The 21595-nt window shown below is 60.9% G+C and carries 13 protein-coding genes; 10 read left to right on the top strand and 3 right to left on the bottom strand.

Features of this window, described 5'->3' with window-relative positions:
* Nucleotides 1-57: 57 nt before the first annotated feature.
* The 3 genes from tssC to tssH form a co-directional block, all read right to left on the bottom strand.
* The gene (gene tssC / locus PQQ86_RS36325) at nt 58-1551 is read right to left on the bottom strand and encodes a type VI secretion system contractile sheath large subunit (protein WP_408278409.1); all 1494 of its coding nucleotides are present in this window, start codon (nt 1549-1551) and stop codon (nt 58-60) included.
* A gap of 38 nt (nt 1552-1589) precedes the next feature.
* Complete coding sequence (gene tssB, locus PQQ86_RS36320) at nt 1590-2126, bottom strand: type VI secretion system contractile sheath small subunit (protein ID WP_408202891.1); 537 nt, start codon at nt 2124-2126, stop codon at nt 1590-1592.
* A gap of 94 nt (nt 2127-2220) precedes the next feature.
* Entirely contained in the window at nt 2221-4899 is a 2679-nt protein-coding gene (gene tssH, locus PQQ86_RS36315) for a type VI secretion system ATPase TssH (protein ID WP_408279439.1), read from the bottom strand.
* Between the two features lie 306 nt (nt 4900-5205).
* Between tssH and PQQ86_RS36310 the strand changes: the two genes are divergently transcribed.
* The 10 genes from PQQ86_RS36310 to PQQ86_RS36265 all read left to right on the top strand — a co-directional run bounded on the left by PQQ86_RS36310 (nt 5206) and on the right by PQQ86_RS36265 (nt 21591).
* On the top strand, nt 5206-5859 hold the full coding sequence (locus PQQ86_RS36310; protein WP_408278406.1) for a TagK domain-containing protein: 654 nt from the start codon (nt 5206-5208) through the stop codon (nt 5857-5859).
* 96 nt (nt 5860-5955) lie between these two features.
* The gene (gene tssE / locus PQQ86_RS36305; RefSeq protein ID WP_408278403.1) at nt 5956-6513 is read left to right on the top strand and encodes a type VI secretion system baseplate subunit TssE; all 558 of its coding nucleotides are present in this window, start codon (nt 5956-5958) and stop codon (nt 6511-6513) included.
* A gap of 55 nt (nt 6514-6568) precedes the next feature.
* Complete coding sequence (tssF, locus tag PQQ86_RS36300) at nt 6569-8449, top strand: type VI secretion system baseplate subunit TssF (protein WP_408278401.1); 1881 nt, start codon at nt 6569-6571, stop codon at nt 8447-8449.
* Nucleotides 8449-9492 carry a type VI secretion system baseplate subunit TssG gene (gene tssG / locus PQQ86_RS36295; protein WP_408278399.1) on the top strand — a complete coding sequence of 348 codons (1044 nt, stop codon included), beginning with the start codon at nt 8449-8451 and terminating at the stop codon, nt 9490-9492. Before tssF ends, tssG begins: the two co-directional genes overlap by 1 nt.
* A 14-nt stretch (nt 9493-9506) precedes the next feature.
* Complete coding sequence (locus PQQ86_RS36290) at nt 9507-10601, top strand: type VI secretion system protein TssA (RefSeq protein WP_408278396.1); 1095 nt, start codon at nt 9507-9509, stop codon at nt 10599-10601.
* A gap of 346 nt (nt 10602-10947) precedes the next feature.
* On the top strand, nt 10948-12447 hold the full coding sequence (gene amaB, locus PQQ86_RS36285; RefSeq protein WP_408278393.1) for an L-piperidine-6-carboxylate dehydrogenase: 1500 nt from the start codon (nt 10948-10950) through the stop codon (nt 12445-12447).
* Between the two features lie 156 nt (nt 12448-12603).
* The gene (locus tag PQQ86_RS36280) at nt 12604-13776 is read left to right on the top strand and encodes an NAD(P)/FAD-dependent oxidoreductase (protein WP_408278391.1); all 1173 of its coding nucleotides are present in this window, start codon (nt 12604-12606) and stop codon (nt 13774-13776) included.
* Nucleotides 13777-14278: 502 nt separating this feature from the next.
* Nucleotides 14279-16069, top strand: coding sequence for a DUF2138 domain-containing protein (locus PQQ86_RS36275; RefSeq protein ID WP_408278388.1), 1791 nt, complete (start codon nt 14279-14281; stop codon nt 16067-16069).
* Nucleotides 16070-16801 (top strand): DUF1175 domain-containing protein, encoded by a 732-nt coding sequence (locus tag PQQ86_RS36270; RefSeq protein WP_408278385.1) that lies wholly within the window; start codon nt 16070-16072, stop codon nt 16799-16801. It begins immediately after the preceding gene.
* On the top strand, nt 16798-21591 hold the full coding sequence (locus PQQ86_RS36265) for an alpha-2-macroglobulin family protein (protein WP_408278382.1): 4794 nt from the start codon (nt 16798-16800) through the stop codon (nt 21589-21591). The genes PQQ86_RS36270 and PQQ86_RS36265 overlap by 4 nt, the downstream gene beginning before the upstream one ends.
* Nucleotides 21592-21595: the final 4 nt, after the last annotated feature.

Below are 21595 nucleotides of genomic sequence, written 5' to 3'. Positions count from 1 at the left end.
CTCCTACTGGTGGTAAAAGAAGCCGGATGGTGTCAAGTCATCCGGCCGGGACTTGTGTTACGCCGCTTCCTTGATGGACGGCAGCTTGGCGACGAGGCGCAGTGAAACCGTCAGACCCTCAAGCTGGAAGTGCGGACGCAGGAAGAACTTGGCCTGGTAATAGCCGGGATTTCCTTCGACATCCTCAACGAGTACCTCCGCTGCCGCGAGCGGACGGCGAGCCTTCGTCTCCTGCGATGAGTTAGCCGGATCTGCATCGACGTAGTTCATGATCCATTCGTTAAGCCAGCGCTGCATGTCCTCGCGCTCCTTGAACGCGCCGATCTTGTCGCGCACGATGCACTTGAGGTAGTGGGCGAAACGCGAGCAGGCAAAAAGGTACGGCAGGCGTGCTGACAGATTCGCGTTGGCGGTAGCGTCCGCATCGTGGTACTCCGCGGGCTTCTGCATCGATTGCGCGCCGATGAATGTTGCGTGGTCGGTGTTTTTGCGATGGATCAGCGGAATAAAGCCGTTGCGCGCAAGCTCCGCTTCGCGCCGGTCCGAAATGGCGATTTCAGTCGGGCACTTCATGTCGACGCCGCCGTCGTCGGTCGGGAACGTGTGGCACGGCAGGTTTTCGACGGTGCCGCCTGACTCCACCCCGCGAATCAGCGTGCACCACCCGTACAGCTTGAACGACCGGTTGACGTTCACGCCCATCGCGTAGGCTGCATTGGCCCACGCGTAGCGGCGATGGTCGGAGCCGTTGGTGTCTTCCTCGAAGTCGAATTCGTCGACTGGGTTCGTCTTCGCGCCATACGGCAGGCGCGACAGGAAGCGCGGCATGGCGAGGCCGACGTAACGCGCATCCTCTGTGTTGCGCAATGAGTTCCACGGCGCATATTCGAGGTTTTGCGCGAAGATCTTCGTCAAATCACGCGGGTTCGCAAGTTCCTGCCATGAGTCCATCTGCAGCACGGACGGCGATGCGCCTGAAATAAACGGCGTGTGCGATGCGGCCGACACCTTGGCGATCGAACCCAGAAGGTCGACGTCGGGTGGTGTGTGGTCGAAGTAGTAGTCGGCGACAAGACAGCCGTAGGGTTCGCCGCCCAACTGGCCGTACTCTTCTTCATAGATCTGTTTGAAGAGCGGGCTCTGGTCCCACGCGGCGCCCTTGTACCGTTTCATCGTGCGCCGGAGTTCTTCCTTCGACACGTCCATGAAGCGGATCTTGAGCTTTTCGTCAGTCTCCGTGTTGGACACGAGGTGATGCAAACCACGCCACGCCGATTCCAGCCTCTGGAAGTCGTCCTGGTGCAGGATCAGGTTGATCTGCTCGGATAGCTTGTGGTCGATTTCGGCGATGATCGCTTCGATGCTCTTGTACGCATCGTCGCTAATCGTGATCGACTGCCGCAGGGCCTGTTCGGCCAGCGCCTTTACCGCAAACTCTACGGCTTCGCGCGCCTGTTCGGTTTTCGGCTTGAATTCCCGCTCGAGTAGTTGCGTGAAATCGTTGTAGGTCTGCGTGTCGGCGGCCGCGACCTGTGCTTGCTGCTTTGCCATACTGGATTCCTTGTTGCGCGTAGGTTCAGTCGATTCGATCAGGCAGGCTCGTTCACGTCATGCGCGTCGCCGGCGGCCTGCGGTTTCGGCGCTGCGGCCAGTGCTTTCAGCAGGGTCGTGTCCCGCAGCAGCTTGTTTACCAGGCCTTCAGCGCCAGACTTGCCGTCCATGTATGTCTGCAGATTGGCGAGTTGCGTGCGTGCTTCGAGCAGTTGAGCTAGCGAATCGACCTTGCGCGCAACGGCTGCCGGCGAGAAGTCCTCAATGCTTTCGAAGGTCATGTCGACCACCAGGTGACCATCGCTCGACAGCGTGTTCGGGACAGAGAACGCGACGCGTGGCCTGATTGCCTTCATGCGCTCGTCGAAATTGTCGATGTCGATGTCCAGGAACGTGCGGTCGGCTACGGGCGGCAGGGCCTCAGTCGGCTTGCCGGATAAATCGGCAAGCACACCCATCACGAAGGGCAGCTCGATCTTCTTTTCCGAACCGTAGACCTCGACGTCATATTCGATCTGCACTCGGGGCGCGCGATTGCGCCCGATGAATTTCTGCGAACTGCTGGAAGCGGACATGCTTGACTCCTGGCGTGGCAAATGAAGTGGCAATGAGTAGTAGAACTACTAATTCGCCGGTGGGTAACAGTCGGTCGACCTCTCCGGCAAGACATCAATCAGACATTGGCTCTGTGCGAAAGTCGAGGCCGCACCGGGCGTCATGGTCATCGTCGATGACCTCGATTGCTATACGTCTGAGCGCAGTTCTGGTTGAGAACGCATCGAGCCATAGCGCGGACAGCTTCGGCAGCACGTGTTGTTCGATGAAGCCGATCAATACCCGCGCGCCGGTTTCCAGCACCAGACACCGCCTGACGATGCGATCGACTACGGCGTCTGCATAGACGAGTGCTATGTCGTGGTTGTCCGCCATGCGTCTGACGACGCGGTCCAGGTGCAAGCGAACAATGCCTGCAAGCGTTTCGTGCGCGAGCGGCAGATACGGCACGACGGTGAGGCGGCCGATGAACGCGGCCGGGAAGACCTTCAGTAACGCCGGCATCAGTGCGCTGCTCAGGCTTTCCGCGTCGGGCATCAACGCCGCGTCCGCACACAGGCCCGCAATCAGTTCTGCGCCAGCGTTGCTCGTTAGCAGGATCGTCGTATTGCGGAAATCGATGTAGCGGCCATCGCCGTCTTCCATGTAGCCTTTGTCAAACACCTGGAAGAACATCTCATGAATATCCGGATGCGCTTTCTCAACTTCGTCGAGCAGCACAACGGAGTACGGGCGGCGACGCACTGCTTCGGTCAGCACGCCTCCTTCGCCGTAACCGAGATAGCCGGGGGGCGCCCCTTTCAGACCGGATACGGTGTGCGCCTCCTGATACTCACTCATGTTGATGGTGATCAGGTTCTGCTCACCGCCGTAGAGAGCTTCGGCAAGCGCGAGCGCGGTTTCAGTCTTGCCCACACCGGAGGGGCCGGCCAGCAGGAAAACGCCGATCGGTTTGCGCGGGTCGGTCAGGCCGGCACGAGCGGTCTGGATGCGTTCGCAGATCTGGCGCAGCGCGGCCTGCTGGCCGATCACACGCCTCTCCAGCGTGGCTGGCAGCGCCAGTACGGCGGCGACTTCGTCGGTCACCATCCGGCCCACGGGAATCCCCGTCCAGTCCGACACAATGGCGGCGACGATTGCTTCGTTTACCTCGGGGAACACAAGCGGCGTGTCGTGCTGAAGCACAGCCAGCGCGTGCTCGAGTTCGCGCAAGGTATCTACCGACGCGGGCTCTACAACATCAACCTGATCTTCTTCCACGGTGGCCGCACCGCGCGCACGCAGCAACGCCAGGGCTGCCTCAGATTGTGTTCTCCAGCGCGCCTCAATTTCGCGCGCCTCAGCGGTGAGTGCATCGATTCGCGTCCGAACCCCGTCGAGCACCGTCCCGGCGTCAAGTCCAATGCGAGCTTCGCGCTCCAATAGCTGCTGTTCGACCTGCGCGGCCTGAAGTCGCTGCTGGACGTTTTGGAGTTCACCTGGCGGAGCATGCCAAGACAGCGCGACGCGTGCGCACGCGGTGTCGAGCAGACTAATCGCCTTGTCCGGCAACTGGCGCGAAGGAATGTATCGGTGCGACAGCGTGACGGCTGCGCGGATCGCCTCATCGAGAATTTCAACACCGTGATGTTGTGCAAACGTTTGGCTGAGCCCCCGAACCATGTCGATCGCCGCAGCTTCTTCCGGCTCCATGATCTGCAACACCTGGAAGCGCCGCGTGAGTGCCGGATCTTTTTCGATGTGACGCTTGTACTCAGTCCACGTGGTCGCGCCGATTGTGCGAAGCGTGCCGCGCGCAAGTGCGGGTTTTAGCAGATTGGCTGCGTCTCCTGTGCCTGCCTGGCCACCGGCACCAATCAGCATGTGAATTTCGTCGACAAAGAGGATGACCGGCGCGGGGGACTTCGTTGCCGCTTCAAGCACATCCTTCAGACGAGCCTCGAACTCGCCCTTCATGCTGGCGCCGGCAAGCAGCGTGCCGACATCGAGACTCATCAGCCTCACATCAGCCAGCTTTGGAGGCACCATACCGTTCGCGATTGCCAGCGCGAGCCCTTCCGCGACGGCGGTTTTGCCGACACCGGCCTCGCCGGTCAAGAGTGGATTGTTCTGCCGGCGCCGCAGCAGTACGTCGATCATCGTTCGAACTTCAAGCTCGCGCCCAATGACTGGGTCAATCTCTCCATGACGCGCTCGTGCGGTCAGGTCCGTGCAGTACCGCTCCAGTGCGGAACCCTTCGGCGATGCCGGCAGTGCACCCGATGCCTCAGCTGGCGCCGCGGGCGAAAAATCTGTGCCGTCGTAAGCGCTATCCGTCGCTTCAGGCGAACCGTCGATCCATGCGGGCAACGCTGCGTCCAGAGCGTCCACGGAAATGCTCCGGAAGGCTGGCGAGATGCCAAGCAGAACACGCCGCAGTTCGGGCGTCTTCACGAGCGCAGCGATCAGCCACGCGCCACGCACACGGTAGTCGTTGAAGCCGAGCGTGGCGATCACCCAGGCACGTTCGATCGCCGTTTCAATATGGTGGGAGAAATCGCTGATTGAACTGGCGCCAGCGGGCAGGGCGGAAAGCGCACGTGTCATGTCCCGTTCGAGGCCGGCCAGATCAATGTCGCAGCGACGCAGGATGCGATGCAGATCGCTGTCGGAGAGTTGCAGGATTTGATGCAACCAATGCACCAGTTCGACGTACGGATTGCCACGCAGCTTGCATAGAGCCGTCGCGGACTCGACGCTCTTGAACAGTGCGCTCCCCAGTTTGCCGAATAATGCGTGTCGCGTGATCGCCATCATGTCTTTATTATTAAGATATCAAAAATCATCTTTAGTTAAACGAACCAGCAATGGTCTGAACAATATAAATTGGCAACGCCGATTTGTGAAGCGTCTGGATGCGCATGAATATCGAATAATTAGAGCAAAAACTCTCTGCGATTTAGGACTGGTCTTATTGAAAAAAGTCCGGGGGGCAGGATATGCGGTGATTCATCAGAGCATCTCTGTCAGGCGGATTGAATAATCAGGCTTTTATGCCGATAATCCATCGATCAATCAAAAAACTGAAATCCGGTAAGTTATTTTTATTGGGATATCGAAATGGGCTGGATGCAAAATTGGAGTTCACTTAATTGGGCCAATAAACTTGGTCCTAATATCAAGATAAAAGGAATCGCCCGGCGACCGGAACATCAAATTTCACCAACAGGCAAAACCGTTGACGCGAATCAAGTCGGAGGAGATAAGCCCAGCCTGCCGCCTCGCTTCAATGGCAGTCATGCGATCTACGAGTTGATCGGTAGCGGTGGAACGACAGGTGCCAATACGCCTCGCGACACAGGCACGAATGACCTGATTGGCGCTTTGCATATGCAGTACTGCTGTGCGCTCAATGATCCGGAAGCGTTGCTCGGCGTTGAGTGGGTAACGCCTGGCCCGACCGCCCAGGAGCCGTTACCCGATTTGCGACTGGACGGCGCGCTTCACGTTGAATCGATCGAGACGCTGCTCAGCGGCGTTCGCAGCGTCGAAGACCTGTTCGGGTTGCTGGCGGCGGGCGAGATGCCCGATCCGGCTGCCGTCACGACCGCACCGGAAATCTTGCGCCTGTTCGCTCCGCCTGAATTGAACGCCAGCATGTCGCGCCTGCCGCCAACGCTCGTACGGCGGGAACACCACGCGGTTGGTATCGACAGCCCGCTCATGACGAGGGGTGTCTCAACCGGTACAGCAGATTTCAGCACCGACGCATGACTGAATTCATTCTTCAGTCGAGTCATGCAGCTCACGGAGTTGCGCTCTCGACCCTCCCCGCCGGGACTGACGCCAAGGTCTCAAAGGATGTGACCGATGCAGGCGCCTAAGCACAATCATCGCGCTCTGATAGGCGCGCCAATCTCCGCGCCACGCCGCGCCAACACGCGTCTGCTACCCACCTTGCTCGACCGCCTGCGCGACGACGCGCCACAACGGCAAACCGAAGCGCCTGAGGAATACGCCGTGACGCGCTCGCAGATGCGCGACATCCTGCAGCGCGATCTCGCCTTCCTGCTCAACACGACCAGCATCGAGGACCAGATCGATCGTCTGCGCTATCCCGAGGCTGCCGCTTCGACGATCAATTTCGGTGTGCCACCCCTGTCCGGCGCCTGGCTCGCCTCGCGCAAATGGGCTGACATCGAACAGATGATCCGCCGCGCGATCCGCGAATTCGAACCTCGCCTGATCCCGGAAACGCTCGCTGTGTTGCCGCTCGTCAAGGCAGATGCCGAGAACATCTACAACGTTTTGATGTTTGAAGTACGCGGGATGATTCACATGGACCCGTACCCCCTGGAGTTCCTGGTGCAAAGCTCCCTCGACCTGGAAACCAGCCGGATGAATGTCGCCAGCGTGCATGTGAGCTAAGTGTCGTCGTCACACACTGTCCTAACACCGATCAAACCAAAGTAAAGCCCCTATCATGGACCCGCGACTGCTCGACTACTACAACAAGGAACTGATCTACATGCGCGAAATGGCGGGTGAATTCGCGCAAGCCCATCCCAAGATCGCCCGGAGGCTGGGCATGCAGGCGGGAGATGTCGCCGACCCCTACGTCGAACGGATCATCGAATCGTTCTGCTTCATGTCCGCGCGCATGCAAATCAAGCTTGATGCCGAGTTTCCACGCTTTACTGAACGGCTGCTCGAAGTCGTGTACCCGAACTACGTTGCCCCGACACCCTCGATGGCCGTTGCGCGACTGTTCCCGAGCCGCAAGGAAGGCAAACTCACGGAGGGTTTCTGCGTTCCGCGCGGCTCTGCATTTACCGCGCGTGTCCCGGATGGGGAACAGACTGCTTGCCAGTTCCGCAACGGTCAGGACGTGACACTCTATCCGCTGGAGATCGTCGATGCGCGCCTCACGGGCGTTCCGCCCGACGTTCCATCACTTGATCGCTACGTGCCGGCTCACAGCCGGGTGCGTGGTGCATTACGTTTGCGCTTGCGCATGACGGGCGACGCGAACATCGCCAATCTGCAAGGTCTCGACACATTGCCGGTGTATCTCGCCGGTGACGAACAGGTTGCGTCTCACCTGTTTGAACTGTTGCACACAGCAAGTGTTTCCTCACTGATCGGCACGCCCGGCGACATTGCCCGGGCACCCCACGCGGTAACATCGAATGCGGTTGGCCACGAAGGACTTGGACCGGATCAGGGCCTGCTGCCCCTAACCTGGTCGAGTTTTCATGGACACAACCTGTTGCACGAGTATTTTGCCTGTCCAAGCCGGTTCTATTTCTTTTCGTTAAACGGTCTCGAAGGCGGTCTGCGACGTATCACTGGTAAGGAAGCCGAAATTGTCGTTCTGCTGGACAGGGTTCCCGACGCGCTCGCGAATCTCGTCGACGCATCGCGTTTCGCACTCTTCTGCACGCCCGTCATCAATCTGTTCCGGCAGCGTACGGATCGTATTGAACTGACACAAGGCGACACGGAGTTCCATCTGGTGCCGGCTCGACTGCATCCGCTCGACTACGAAGTGTTTTCCGTCGAATCCATGACCGGTCAGGTCGCTGCCACGTCGGAACAGTTCGAGTTTCGGCCCCTGTACCGGACCCTCAACAACGATGAAGGCAACTACGGGCGGTACTTTTCGATCCGTCGTGAGCGCCGGCTGATGTCGAACTCCGCACGCCGCTACGGCACGCGCACACCGTATGTGGGAACGGAAACCTTCGTGTCGCTGGTCGATCAGAACGAAGCGCCCTATGCGGAGGCGATTCGCTATCTGTCGGTCGATGCGTGGCTGACCAACCGCGATCTGCCAAATCTCGTGCCGCGCAACGGCGAACGGGATCTGACCATATCGGAGTCAGCTCCGCTCGAAGGCATCGGACTGATCCGTGCACCGAGCGCACCGAAAGCACCGTATGCTGAGCGCGAAATGGCCTGGCGTCTGATTCGCCAATTGAATTTCAACTATCTTCCATTGGCAGAACTCGATCATCGCGCCGGCGGTCAGGGGCTCCGTGACCTGTTGCGGCTGTTCCTGACCGGGGAAGACGAGGCACAGAGGAGACAGGTCGAGAGTCTGGTGGGCGTGAAGACCCGGCCAGTGACCCGACGGTTACGCGGGGGCGGACCGCTCGTCTTCGGACGTGGCATCGAATGCGCTCTCACGGTCGATGAAGCGGGATTCTCCGGCGCAAGCCCATACCTGTTCGGCTTGATTCTCGAACACTTTCTGGCCCGCCACGTTTCGATCAACGTCTTTACGCAAACCGAATTGCACTCGATGCAGCGGGGGCACGTTGCCCGCTGGCCAGTACGCATGGGTACGCGAGGGGCGGCCTGATGGATCGCGCTCCTACCGCGGCTGTGATCCGTGATGCCGCGCTCTCACCCGAACTGATTGAAAAGCTACGCGCCGAACCGTGGCGTTACGGCTTTCTGAGTCTGCTGCGGCGCCTGGGGGCGGATTTGCGCATCCCGCCGATCGGGCGCGCGCGGCGTCCGCAAGCGGAACCCTTCCGCCTGGGCCAGCGACCGAGCTTGGCCTTTGCTCCCCGCGAGATTGCCGAGATCGAAGAAATCGACGGCCGTCTCAGCCTGAAGCTGTTTGGTCTTGGCATGCTCGGCCCTAACGGACCATTGCCGATCCACGTAACGGAAATCGCACGGGATCGCCAGGAGAGCAGGCGTGACAATACGCTTGTCGATTTCCTCGATATTTTCCACCACCGCTACCTGACGCTGTTCTACCGCGCCTGGTCGTCCGCACAGGCAACGGCCGGATTGGATCGTGCGGACGACGAGCGGTTCTCGTTTTACGTCGCAAGCCTGTTTGGGCAGGACACGGGCGAGACAGGCCGGGGCCGTCTGCCCGCTCACGCACGCATGTCAGCTTCCGCCCATCTGATACGCGAAGCACGCAATCCCGACGGACTTAGGGCCACGCTCGCGCGGTTCTTCGGCGTCCCAGTCGCAATTGATGAACACGTCTGGAACTGGATCGAGGTCGATCCCGCCGAGCACAGCAAGCTCGGTGCGCCAGGCGCGCCGTCGGTAATGTCCGAGGGTGCGATGCTCGGCGAGCAGGTACCTGACCGGCAACACAAGTTTCGGATCGTCGTCGGTCCGCTCGACATCGACGAATACCTGCGCTTTACACCGCGAGGCGATGACCTTCCGCTGCTGGTGGAGTGGGTCCGGGCCTTTATCGGCTATGAATTCGCCTGGGAACTCGAATTGCGGATCAAGGCGCAGAGCGCGCCGCCGGCCGTGATCGGCGGTCCGGAACGACTCGGTTGGTCGGGGTGGCTCGGCCATTCGCTGACTTGCGACTCGATTACGGGAATGCGCTTCGAACCTGAACACTATGCGCTCGCCGCTCAATAACTCGCAGATACTCCATGAACGCGAAAAAACACACCGCGGTGAAATCGCGGAACCTCGATCTCGCAAGCCACGACTGGCTAGGTCCCATTTCCGATGACACGCCGAGTGGCGTCGACCTCGAATACGATCCGGAGTACGTTGTCCTATCGGCAAAGACGACCGCACAACCAGATGCACAATACGGCAACTTTGTTGGCTCACCGGAGCCGGTCAACTGGAGCGATGTCGATCGCGATTGCAGAAGACTGATGTTGCGTAGCCAGGATATCCGGCTCGCCGTGCTGTTCGCGCGCAGCCGGACGAGGCTGGCCGGCAGTGCTGGTTTCGCGGAGGGCATGTGTTTGCTGGCGAGCTGGCTCGACCTCTACCCCGACACGATCCATCCACAACTCGCGGTGGATGCGGATCGCGATGCTGCGTTAGAGATACGATCGAACGCACTCCAGGCACTAACCGATGTCCATGGCCTGCTGTCGGATCTGCGGGAAATAGTCCTCGTCAAGTCGACCGCTACGCGCCTGCAGGTCCGGGACGTGGAACGCGCATTTGCCCGACCACGCCCTGCCGACGCGCTTTCGCCGGATTCGGTGCGACAGCAACTGAACGATCTGCGCGCGCAGACTCCCGCAGTGTTGAGCGGATTCGATCAGGCGCTGGCGAGCTTCGAGGGCATCGAGACATGGTCCGAGTTGCATTTGCATTCATTTGCCCCGGATCTGTCCGCGCTCGGTAAATTGCTGCAGCTGTTTGCTCGGTCGACTGACGATCTGGCTGCTCACGACTTTATTCTGGACGATGCAGCCGCTTGTGAGGGGCAGATCGGTGCTGTTGAAGTGCCATTAGACGACTCAACGACGGCGCAGGTTGCTTCGACGCCGCACGTCGTCGAGCCGGACCAGGTTATGCGGAGCACCCGCACGCGTGTCACTGACAGGCAGGCGGCGCTGGAGACGATACGCGAGGCGCGGCATTGGTTCGAAACTCATGAACCCAGCAGTCCAATTCCGGTTCTGCTCCGGCGCGCGGAACAGTTCGTCGGCAAACGTTACGGCGAGGTGGTGCAGGCGATCCCGCCGGAACTGTTGGTGCAGTGGGATACAGAAGCGTGAAAGTCGGTTGCGAAAGGCCTTTCTGCTCGCATTTCGATTTTGGGCGGGCGTGGGTGGGCATCGGCGTCGAAACCTGAGCCCGGGCGGAAGCCGGCACTGAAGCTACGCCAATTAATTTCCAATAAGAAACGACTGGGCGAGCCACGCCGCACTGCCCGGACGTCCTCAACAGCGGCCTGCAATACCCCTTATGACCGGCGCCATCCCCACGGCGCACCAAGCTCACAAGCCCATTCAGCCCGATCCGCCATCCAACCCCGGGGCAAATACCCTTGCCGCCATAAAATCCCGCGTGTATAGTTTCCGAACTTACTCTTGTTTCGCATCGGAAATTAAAGGGATTCTCATGGACGCTTCCACCATCCTCGCCGACCTCGGCATCGCCCACGCGGCGCAAGCCGGCGACATCGCGGTTCATTCGCCAATCACCGGCGAGCTCATTGGCCGTGTGGCCAGCAACACGGTGGCGGAAGTCGACGCGGCCCTCGCCAATGCGAAAGAGGCATACACCGCCTGGCGCAACGTCCCAGCGCCGCGCCGCGGCGAACTGGTGCGCCTGCTCGGCAACCGTCTGCGTGAAAAGAAGCACGCGCTCGGCAGCATCATCACGCTCGAAACCGGCAAGATCCTGCAGGAAGGCTTGGGTGAAGTGCAGGAAATGATCGACATCTGCGACTTCGCGGTCGGTCTGTCGCGTCAGTTGTACGGTCTGACGATCGCTTCGGAGCGCCCCGGCCATCGTATGGCTGAAACATGGCATCCGATGGGTACGTGCGTCGTGATCTCGGCGTTCAACTTCCCGGCCGCAGTGTGGTCGTGGAACGCGGCGCTGGCGCTGATGTGCGGCAACGCGGTGATCTGGAAGCCGTCGGAAAAGACGCCCTTGACTGCGCTTGCCGTCAACCAGATTCTCAGCGAAGCACTGAAGGAATTCGGCGACGCGCCGGCCGGCCTGACCGCGCTGATCAACGGTGGCCGCGATGTCGGCGCGAAGCTGGTGGCGGACCCGCGTGCATCGATCGTCAGCGCGACGGGCAGCACGGAAATGGGCCGCACGGTCGGTGTTGAAGTGGCGAAGCGCTTCGGCCGCTCGCTGCTCGAACTCGGTGGCAACAACGCGGGCATCGTCGCGCAAACGGCGGATCATGAACTCGCAATGCGCGGCATTCTGTTCTCGGCAGTGGGCACGGCGGGGCAGCGTTGCACGTCGCTGCGGCGCCTGTTTGTGCATGAGAGCGTGTACGACAAGACTATCGAACGTCTGAAGCAGCTGTACAGCAAGGTGCCGATCGGCAATCCGCTCGAAAAGGGCACGCTGATGGGGCCGCTGATCGACAAGCAATCGTACGCTCGCATGCAGGAAGCGCTGCAGCAGGCTACAGCCGAAGGCGGCAAGGTGTTCGGCGGCGAGCGCGTCGAGGTAAAGGGCCATGAAGGCGGTTACTACGTGCGTCCGGCCATCGTCGAAATGCCGTCGCAAACGGCGGTGGTACTGAAAGAAACTTTCGCTCCGATTCTCTACGTGCTGCGCTATTCGGATTTTGCGGATGCGGTCGATGCAAACAATGCGGCGGTGCACGGTTTGTCGTCGTGCGTGTTCACGACCGATCTGCGCGAAGCTGAACGCTTCCTGTCCGACTCGGGCAGCGACTGCGGTATCGCTAACGTGAACATCGGACCGAGCGGTGCGGAAATCGGTGGCGCGTTCGGTGGCGAGAAGGAAACCGGCGGCGGTCGTGAATCAGGTTCGGATGCGTGGAAGGCGTACATGCGCCGCGCGACCAACACGGTCAACTACTCGTCGGCGTTGCCGCTCGCGCAGGGCATCGACTTCAATATCGACTGATCCGGCCAGTAGCAATACAGCGATAAAGCAATCGATCAGTAGAGCATTCAGCAGAAAGCAGCGGGGCATTCACGCGCCGCTGTTCACACCTTCTTTCAGCAATTCGTTTGCGCCGCCCGCCGTTTCAGAGCGGCCACGCTACTTGTGGAGTAAGACGTGAGTTCCAAAGTCGTGATCGTCGGCGGTGGGGTGATCGGCAGCTCGATTGCGTATTTTCTGCGGCTTAATGATCCGTCGGTCAGCGTCACGGTGATCGAACGCGATTCGACGTATGCGCGTTCGTCGTCGGCATTGTCGGCGGCATCCATTCGCCAGCAATTCTCTACGCCGCTTTCCATTCAGATGTCGCTATTCGGCATCGAGTTTCTGCGCTCGATCGGCGAGCGGCTCGAAATCGACGGCACGAAGCCCTCGATCGATCTGCACGAAGGCGGTTATCTGTTTCTCGCCACGCCTGCCGGTGAGACGACGCTGCGTGAGAATCACGCGCTGCAAAAGCGTCTCGGCGCTGATATCAGTTTGTTCGACAAAGACGCGTTGCAAGCGCGCTTTCCCTGGCTCAATACCGAAGACCTCGTTGCCGGCGCTTACGGCGAAAGCGGTGAGGGCTGGTTCGACGGTTACGGCCTCGTACAGGCGCTGCGCAAGAAAGCGCAGGCGCTCGGCGCGCGCTACATTGCCGCTGACGTCACCGCGCTGCATCGCGACGGCAAACACGTGACGCAAGTGCAAACCGTGGATAGTGAGGTCTACGCTTGCGATTTCGTAGTGAATGCAGCGGGCGCCTGGTCGCGCAAAGTCGCGCAGATGGCGGGCATCGATCTTCCGGTGTTCGCACGGCGCCGCAGTATTTTCAATGTCACGTCGCCTGCACGGCTCGAACGATGTCCTTTGCTGATCGATCCGAGCGGCGTGTATTTCCGGCCTGAGGGCAACTCGTTCATCTGCGGTACGTCACCGTCAGCGGATAACGATCCCGACGATTTACCACTCGACGAAGTCGATCACGCGCTATTCGACGACGTGATCTGGCCGACGCTCGCGCACCGCGTGCCGCAGTTCGAGGCGCTGCGCGTGCAGAACTGCTGGTCCGGCTACTACGAATACAACGTGCTCGATCAGAACGCAATCATCGGCTACCACCCGGATGTCGATAACTGCATTTTTGCCAATGGCTTTAGCGGGCACGGTTTGCAACAGGGCCCGGCAACCGGCCGCGGCGTCAGCGAATTGATTCTGCATGGCCGTTATACGACGCTTGATCTCGGCTCGCTGAGTTTCGCGCGTGTGCTCGAAAACCGGCCGATCGTGGAAAAGAACGTGGTTTAGCTCGCGTTTGATGACGGCTAACGCGGCTAACATAATATTGGCGGTAAAGCAGTAAGGGCAATACCTGAAATAACCCGGTGAGCACGCAGTGCGTAGCCGGTTTTTTTTATGCAGGTGCTAAATCGCTGAGATTTAGCATAACGATCCCGATCCGGGAAAGTAGCATCAGGCCAGCGCCTGGCTGGACTATGCGCGCGGGCGCTCCTTTGCGCTGTTCAAGCCCACAGCGGGCACAAAGCGTCATCTTCTTTGTATGCCACTGCTTTCTGCCACCGTTTAACTCAAGCCGCTGCTTCAAAAAAGCCCGCTTTCTAAAGATTTAATTTCACCCGTTCAATATTTCCGTCAAACTCCTGAAACATGGCTGAATGTTAAATGGCGAGTGCCGCTGGTTTTGGACTAAAAATATCGGTTATCATCGCTGCCTTCGGCGAATGATTTCGGTGAGTTAATTCATCGGCCATCCACGTTAATACCGTCGCATCGAACCAGAAAAAATCAGATGAAGATGTCGCGAAAAAAGATTGCAATCCTGGTAGTCGGTCTTCTGGTCGTTGCCGGCGTGGTCATTCAGGCGGTGTGGCGTCCATTTGCGCATCGCAAAGCTGCCGGGACCAGCGAAATCGTGCTCGATATTCATCACCCGGATGCGGTGATCGACAGCGAAGCGCTCTCGCGTTTGCCGCGCGATATCTTGCGTGTGCCGCTGTTGCACGACGTGCTGACTCAGGACTTCGTCGACTATTACGAATCGAACGATACGCGCTTGTCCACAGAAGGCGCGCTGCGTCGTCTCGCGTTCGAACATCAACTCGACTGGCGCGATGAAATGATCCGCCGCGTATTCGACGAACCCGCGCATGTGCTGCTGTGGCGCTCGCCGGACGGCCGCCTCGGTTACTGGGTGATGTCGATGCACCGCAACGGTCTGGCGAAGCTGCTGCAAGGCTTCGGCAACGTCGCCGCGAGCGACTCGCAGTTGAGCCAGGTCGCCAAACTCTCCGGCGACGTACCGGTCTACGCGTTGAAGCTGGCGGTTGGCCGCACGATTCTGTTCGCAACGAAGGACGACCGCCTTGTCGTGATGTCCGCCCCCGGCGTGCTGCTCGACGCGAAAGGCGGTTTGCTGGGCGAGCGGGCCGACGCCGTGTCCGAGATGCTTTCTTCCGGCCGCGACGATGCGGCGCGCGCCTATCAGCTGGACTCACCGGGCGATACGCCTAAGGGACACCGGCTGGTGGTGTCGGCCAACTATTTGTCGTTCGGTTATCAGGCATTTTTCTCCGGTATCGACGCATTGCGATTCGATTTTTCGCCGAATGGCAGTGCTGCGGCGAACTGGCAGACTTCCGCTTTGGTCGAGCCGGGCAAGTTGCCGCAGGCGTGGAATAGCACCGACCTGTGGCGTGCCTTGCCGGCCAATCCGGCTGCGTGCACGAGCTTGCCGGCGGACTGGAAAGAAGCGTCGGGCTTGTTGGGCAAGGTGGCCGATGTGGGCGCGGATGGCGCTGCTGCGATCGGCGATCAGCTTACCGGTCCCGCGGCCGTCTGCTGGTATGCGAAGTCCACGCTGGTTGCGCCGGTGTTCGTCGCTCGCGTGAAGACGCAGGACGCGGCGAGCATCGCTACTCTGAAGACCGCGCTCGGCAAGACCTTTGGCGACGTGATCGGCGCGTATGAGGCAAAGGCCGCCAAATCCGGCGACGCTGATTCGGGCTATCGTCGCTTGCCGGTCACGAAGCATGATCAGGGTGCCAGCGTTACCGTGTGGCAACGGCCGGTCAGTGCGCTCTCCGGTACTGCCTTGTCCAGCAAGGCGTCGTTCGCGTCGCAACTGTCGGCGGAGCGCTATTTCCCTGTGACGCTCGCACTGGCGCACGGCTACCTGATTTTCTCCCCTGATTCACGTCTGGTCGACGACACACTCGCCGTGCTCGACAAGCGTTATCCGGCCCTCGCCGATACGCTCGCGCCGCAGCGTCTGCCGCGCACGATTCTCACGCTGACACCTTCGTCCGCGGCTGCGTTGATCGAACGCGAAGCGGGCGCGGCATTGCCGGCGGATCAGGAAGCGGTGTTCCGCAATGCGTCGCGCACCCATCTCGTGCCGAAGCTGCATGCGTTGGCACACTACCCGCCGGTTTCGTTGACGCTGCCGCAGAACTTGCCGGGGTCGACAGGTTGGGTGCCGGTGGAGTGGTGGTTCGATCGCGCGAAGGCGGGTGCGGATTCCGATGCCACCGCGGGAGTAGCAGATTCGCCTGCAGATCAGCCCGGCACCGAGGGCGACTAAGTGCACCGCCTTCACGTCCCCGACGTGGCATTCGCGACGAATGCCCGCACGTCACGCCGCATCTGGCTCGCGCGCGCTGTGTCAGCGCTCGTCATGGCCAGCCTCGCGCCGTACGCGAACGCGCTCACCAGCACAACCGCATCGCCCGACCCCGACGCGCTTTCGCCGCAGCAATCTGCTGCATTTCGCGCGTGGTTCGTGCGCATCGTCGACCAGCAAATGCGCCGTGGCCCGACGCCGCGCTGGACGCAGCGCGATTGCGCAGGTCTTGTGCGCTTTGCCGTCGGCGAGACGCTCAAGCCGCATGACACCAAATGGTTGCGCGCGAACGGCATGACCAGTCTCGCGGACACCAGCAGCATGCCGCCTGAGTTGCAATTGTCCGCCTCGCAACGCGGAATCGCGAACCGCTGGACTCAGCTCGACGGTTCCACCGGCGCGTACGCGTCGGCGATCGCACTGATTCAACGCAATAGCCGTTTTGTTTCGAAGGACGTGAACCAGGCGCTGCCCGGCGATCTGTTGTTCTTCGACCAGGGCGACGACCAGCATCTGATGATCTGGCTGGATCGCTACATCGCTTATCACACAGGCACCGTTGCGCCGACCGATACGGGTCTGCGCGCCGTGGCCGTCTCCGACCTGATGCAATGGAAAGATTCCCGCTGGCAGCCGCTCGACGGCAATCCGAATTTCGTTGGCGTGTTTCGTTTGGACTTTCTGACACCATGACCCGAATGAACTCCGTCACCGCGTCGCGCGCCTGGCTCGGCAACCTGAAACGTCGCGCAGGCTTCACCGTGATCGCGCTCTTCGCGGCCCTGACGCTGGCCATCGCACCAACGGCCTATGCCGACGACGCCGCCTCGAGCAGCGCCGTCGATACCAACATCGCCGCAAACCCGACGCTGCAAACAGCGCCATCGAGTAACTTCGCGTCACAGAAGGTCGACGGCCAGCCGTTCTTCCTGCTCTCGGACGTGAGCTTCGGCAGCGATCAGTTGGCGCAGGTGCGGCTGGAAGCGCCCGGCCGCGACTTCAAGGATGCACTGCAAGCGTATGGCGGCGCGGACATCGTTGTGTATCGCGTGCCGAAGCCGTTAGACTTTTTGAAGGCGCAGAAGAATCTGCATCGCCTGAACGTCGCGCCGAATTACCAGGGCGAAGGGCTGGCGAATACGCTGGCTTATCTGTGGGACCGCTGGTTGACCGAAGCACGCCGCGCCTGGCAACGTGTACTGTCGTTCGCGACGCGCAGCAAGGCAACCGAAGCCGAACCGCAATTCAAGCTCGGCGAGCAGACCGGCAAGCAGACGCAATTCCAGCAGAACTCGCAGTTCGCGCCGCTGAAGGGCTATGACATGGTCGCGCGCTTTCGTTATCCGATCTGGGACGCGAAGGTGATTGAGCCGCCGAAGGGTGTGAATCTCGAAGGCAGCAGCAGTAATTTCATCGAAGCGAGTTCGGGCAACGTGATGATTCCGGTGGGCAAGCTGCCGCCGGGGCTGTATATCGTCGAGGCGGTGATCGGCAACTATCGCGCGCATACCTTGCTGTTCGTATCGGACACGGTCGCGGTCGTGAAAGCGGCATCGAGCGGTATGCTGGTATGGACCACGCGGCGCGATAACGGCAAGCCGGTGGCGAATACCGACGTGAACTGGACCGATGGCGTAGGCGTGCTGCAAAGTGGCGCCACCGGCAACGACGGCGCGCTGGTGTTGCAACACGTGAGCCCCGAGCGCAGCTACGTGCTCGGCACCGATCCGCAAGGCGGCGTGTTCGTTTCGGAGAATTTCTACTATGACAGCGAGATCTATAACACCAAGATCTATGCGGTAACCGATCGTCCGATGTACCGGCCGGGCGACGCAGTGCATGTGAAATTCATCGGCCGCACGTTCCAGAATGCAACGCAATCGACCGCGCCTGCAGAAGCCGATATCAAGCTCGACGTGCTCGATCCGAACGGCGCGCCGGTGGCGACCAGCAAGGTGCATTTTGCTTCCGATACGGGTGCCGACGCGTCCTTCACGCTGCCCGCCGATGCCACCGCAGGTGGCTATACGCTGCGCTTTGACTACAACGGCGATGTATACGGCAGCGCATTTCGCGTCGCCGAATATGTGAAACCGCATTTCGACGTCAACCTGTCGATGGATAAAGCCGACTATGCGACCGGCGAGCAACTGAAGGGCAAGATCCAGTTGCGCTATCCGGATGGCAAGCCGGTCCGTGACAGCAAGGTATCGGTCACGCTGCGCGCGCAGAAAGTGACGATCGTCGATGGTGAACTGCGTTACGCAGGGCTGTTTCCGGTCAAGCTGGAACAGCAGGAACTCACGACCGATAGCGACGGCAACGCGAGCCTCACGCTGCCTGCCGCGAAAGAACCGAGTCGTTATGCGTTGACGCTGTTCGCGCAGGACGGCGCGGCCTACAAGGTGCGTGTGACACGTGAGGTGTTGATCGCGCGCGGCGCGACGCCTTATCGATTGTCGACCGCCAAGTCGTTTTCGCAGCCGAAGGAAGCGGTCAATTTCGATCTGCAAGCGCTCGGCACGATCGATCCGTCTTCGCGTGCGCCGGCCAAGTGGGAATGGACGCGCCTTGAATCGCAGACTCACGGCGAAGGCGCAATCAAAGGCGCAACGGCAGGCGGCAAGCTGTCGTTCCCCGTGCAATTCGACGAACCTGGTTCGTACATGTTGTCGGTCAAGGACGACACGGGTAATCTGCTCGCCGCGGCGAGTCATTGGGTGGCCGGCGATGGCCTGAAGGCGATTCCGGGCAGCGTCGAGATCGTGTTCGATCGCGACAGGTACAAGATCGGCGATACAGCCGAAGCGTTGATCACCTTCCCGTTGCCGGTCGACGATGCGCTCCTGACGCTGGAGCGCGACAACGTCGAACATCGCGCGTTGCTGACATCCGGCGGCGACTGGCTACAGTTGCAACGCGTGGCGCCGTCGCAATGGAAAGCGCGCATCAAGGTCGGTGAAGCATTCGCGCCAAACATGACGTTCTCGGTACTGTACGTGCATGCCGGCGAATACGTGTTCCAGAACGCGGGCATCGTGGTCGCACAGCCGCAGATCGAACTGAATGTGAAGAGCGACAAGCCGGTGTACGGTCCGGGCGATACGGTCACGCTCAACTTCGACAGCACGCTGAACGGCAAGCCGGAAGTGGCGAATCTGACGGTGAGCGTGGTGGATGAAATGGTCTACGTGCTGCAGCCGGAAATCGCGCCGAACATCGTCGACTTTTTCTATCACCCGCGCCGCAACAATGTGCGGACGTCGTCGAGTCTGTCGTTCATTACGTACGACCTTGCGCGCTCGCCGTTGAAGGGTGCGCCGGGCGGCCCGCAACGCGCCAACTACAACGAGCGCGGCGTGAAGGTGCTCGAACGGCCGCGTCGTGACGATCAGGATACGGCCGCATGGGAAGGCACGCTGAAGACCGACGCGAGCGGTCATGCCACCATGACGTTCAAGATGCCGGATTCGTTGGCCCGCTGGCGCGTCACTGTGCGCGCGGCGGCGCCCGACGGCATGGTCGGTCAGCGCACCGCTTACGTGCGTTCGGACAAGGCGCTGTATCTCAAGTGGAGCGGGCCTTCGCATTTCCGCGTCAACGATCAGCCGGCCATCGACATGATCGCCTTCAATCAGACCGATGCGGATATGGACGCCGAGTGGGTGGTCGACGGCGGCGGTCTCTCGTTGAACCAGAAGGTCACGCTCAAGCGCGGCGCGAACTACCTGCGTCTGCCGACCGGCGCATTGAAGGCGGGTGCGATCAACGCGAGCTTGCGTCGGGCGGGGAAGGATGTGGATCGCTTGCAGACCACCATCCAGCTCGATGCGAGCGGCTGGCTCGATTTGCATCAGAACACGGTGGCGCTGGACGGCTCGAATAAGCCGCTCAATCTGCCGCAAGATGCGCAGGACGTCAGCGTGCGTTTCATCGGCAGTGCCGCGAGCCAATTCGCGCGCGTCGCCGACGATCTGATCAACTATCCGTACGGATGCGCCGAGCAGACGTCGAGCCGCCTGATTCCTTTGGCGCTCGCACACGACGCCATCGGCCGCGGTGATAACGCCAGTTCGACGCAGGGGCTCGAAGCGCTGTTGCGCAATCAGCGACAACGTCTGGCGATGCTGGCGGGTGTCGGCGGCACGTTTGGCTGGTGGGGTGATACAACCGGCGGCAGTTCGCTGATTACCGCCTACGCGTACTACGCGGACTGGCTCGCGAGCCGCAGCCTCGGTATTACGCTGCCCGCCGACAACTGGCAGCATGCAATGGACGTCTATCGCGATGCCGGTGCGAAAGAGCCGCTGTTGCATCGCGCGTTGGCGCTGTGGTTCATGCAGCAGATGGGCCTGCCGGTCGCGACGCCGGTGTCGGGTGTTGCGGCGGACTTGCAGAGCGATGCAGCGGCCACGGCCAATGCATCGGCCCCTGCGCGCAACGGCACGTATGGCGCGTCGGACAGCATCGTGTTCGCGCAAGCCGATTCGCCGCGTGGCAAGCAGATGGCGACGCTGCTGATCGCCAACATGGCGCGCAGCACGAGTGCTCAACTGCCGGACGGCTTCGATGCAGCGGCGAGTGCTGCACGCACGGCATTGGCCAACGACCCCGCACCGCTCGTGCAGAGCCTGCTTTATATGACGGGCGGCGATGGTGGCGCGGCGATCGATGCTTCTGCGTTGCTCGCGAAGAGCAGCGCCGACTACCCGACGCTCGATCGTGCGTTGACGTTGCTGTGGGTGCGTAAAGCGCTTGGTGGCGACACGGCGCCGGCTTCGCTGCCGTCGCTGCAAGGTGCGGGCTGGACACGCGCTGCGACGCCGACTGGCACGCCGCTGTGGAAGTGGACCGGCGCTGCGCTGCCGGCCACGCTCGATGCAGGCGCCGCGCGGGCCGACGTGAACGCGCTGGTTTCGTTCCGCAGTCATACGAGCGAGGACAGCCGACTGAACATCACCGTCGAACGTCGCTTCTACAAGCTGGAGCCGCTCGAAGTGAAGGTCGATCCGAAGAAGGCGGGCGACGCCGGGAGCCAACTGGGTCGCTCGGCATTTACCGCACGCCTGGTCAAGCAGGGTGATGCGATCGACAGCAATGCGCTGTACGTCGACGAAGTCATGCTCACGCCGCGCTCCGGCAACGCGTACCACTACGGTCTGCTCGACGTGCCGCTGCCGCCGGGCGGCGATGTGGAGGCGACCAGCTGGGGCGTGTCGATCGACGGGTTGCCTGGCGAGAAGGAAGGGGTAAGCGGTCCGCAGCCGTTCGCGCGTGCCGCTTCGTATGAGATGGGTGAGCTGGCCTATCACCAGCCGGTGCCTTTGCTCGATCGTCCGGTGACGCTGCGGCAACTGGTGCGCTTTGCGTTGCCGGGCACGTTCGCGTTGCCGCCTGCGCGCTACTTCCGCATGTATCAGCCGGACGCCAAGGCGTTCGAAGGCGGCAAGAGCGATCGTGTGACGACGCTGCGTATTCAGTAAGCGA

It is taken from the genome of Paraburkholderia sediminicola (assembly GCF_046026675.1).
Taxonomy (GTDB): domain Bacteria; phylum Pseudomonadota; class Gammaproteobacteria; order Burkholderiales; family Burkholderiaceae; genus Paraburkholderia; species Paraburkholderia sediminicola_F.
Note: the sequence above shows the minus strand (reverse complement) of the source record. Positions and strands in the feature narration are given on the sequence as shown.

What these genes read in the sequence shown, in the direction of transcription:
- tssC (WP_408278409.1), bottom strand. Translation starts at nt 1,551, where the DNA reads ATGGCAAAGCAGCAAGCACAGGTCGCGGCCGCCGACACGCAGACCTAC.
- tssB (WP_408202891.1), bottom strand. Translation starts at nt 2,126, where the DNA reads ATGTCCGCTTCCAGCAGTTCGCAGAAATTCATCGGGCGCAATCGCGCG.
- tssH (WP_408279439.1), bottom strand. Translation starts at nt 4,899, where the DNA reads ATGGCGATCACGCGACACGCATTATTCGGCAAACTGGGGAGCGCACTG.
- PQQ86_RS36310 (WP_408278406.1), top strand. Translation starts at nt 5,206, where the DNA reads ATGGGCTGGATGCAAAATTGGAGTTCACTTAATTGGGCCAATAAACTT.
- tssE (WP_408278403.1), top strand. Translation starts at nt 5,956, where the DNA reads ATGCAGGCGCCTAAGCACAATCATCGCGCTCTGATAGGCGCGCCAATC.
- tssF (WP_408278401.1), top strand. Translation starts at nt 6,569, where the DNA reads ATGGACCCGCGACTGCTCGACTACTACAACAAGGAACTGATCTACATG.
- tssG (WP_408278399.1), top strand. Translation starts at nt 8,449, where the DNA reads ATGGATCGCGCTCCTACCGCGGCTGTGATCCGTGATGCCGCGCTCTCA.
- PQQ86_RS36290 (WP_408278396.1), top strand. Translation starts at nt 9,507, where the DNA reads ATGAACGCGAAAAAACACACCGCGGTGAAATCGCGGAACCTCGATCTC.
- amaB (WP_408278393.1), top strand. Translation starts at nt 10,948, where the DNA reads ATGGACGCTTCCACCATCCTCGCCGACCTCGGCATCGCCCACGCGGCG.
- PQQ86_RS36275 (WP_408278388.1), top strand. Translation starts at nt 14,279, where the DNA reads ATGAAGATGTCGCGAAAAAAGATTGCAATCCTGGTAGTCGGTCTTCTG.
- PQQ86_RS36265 (WP_408278382.1), top strand. Translation starts at nt 16,798, where the DNA reads ATGACCCGAATGAACTCCGTCACCGCGTCGCGCGCCTGGCTCGGCAAC.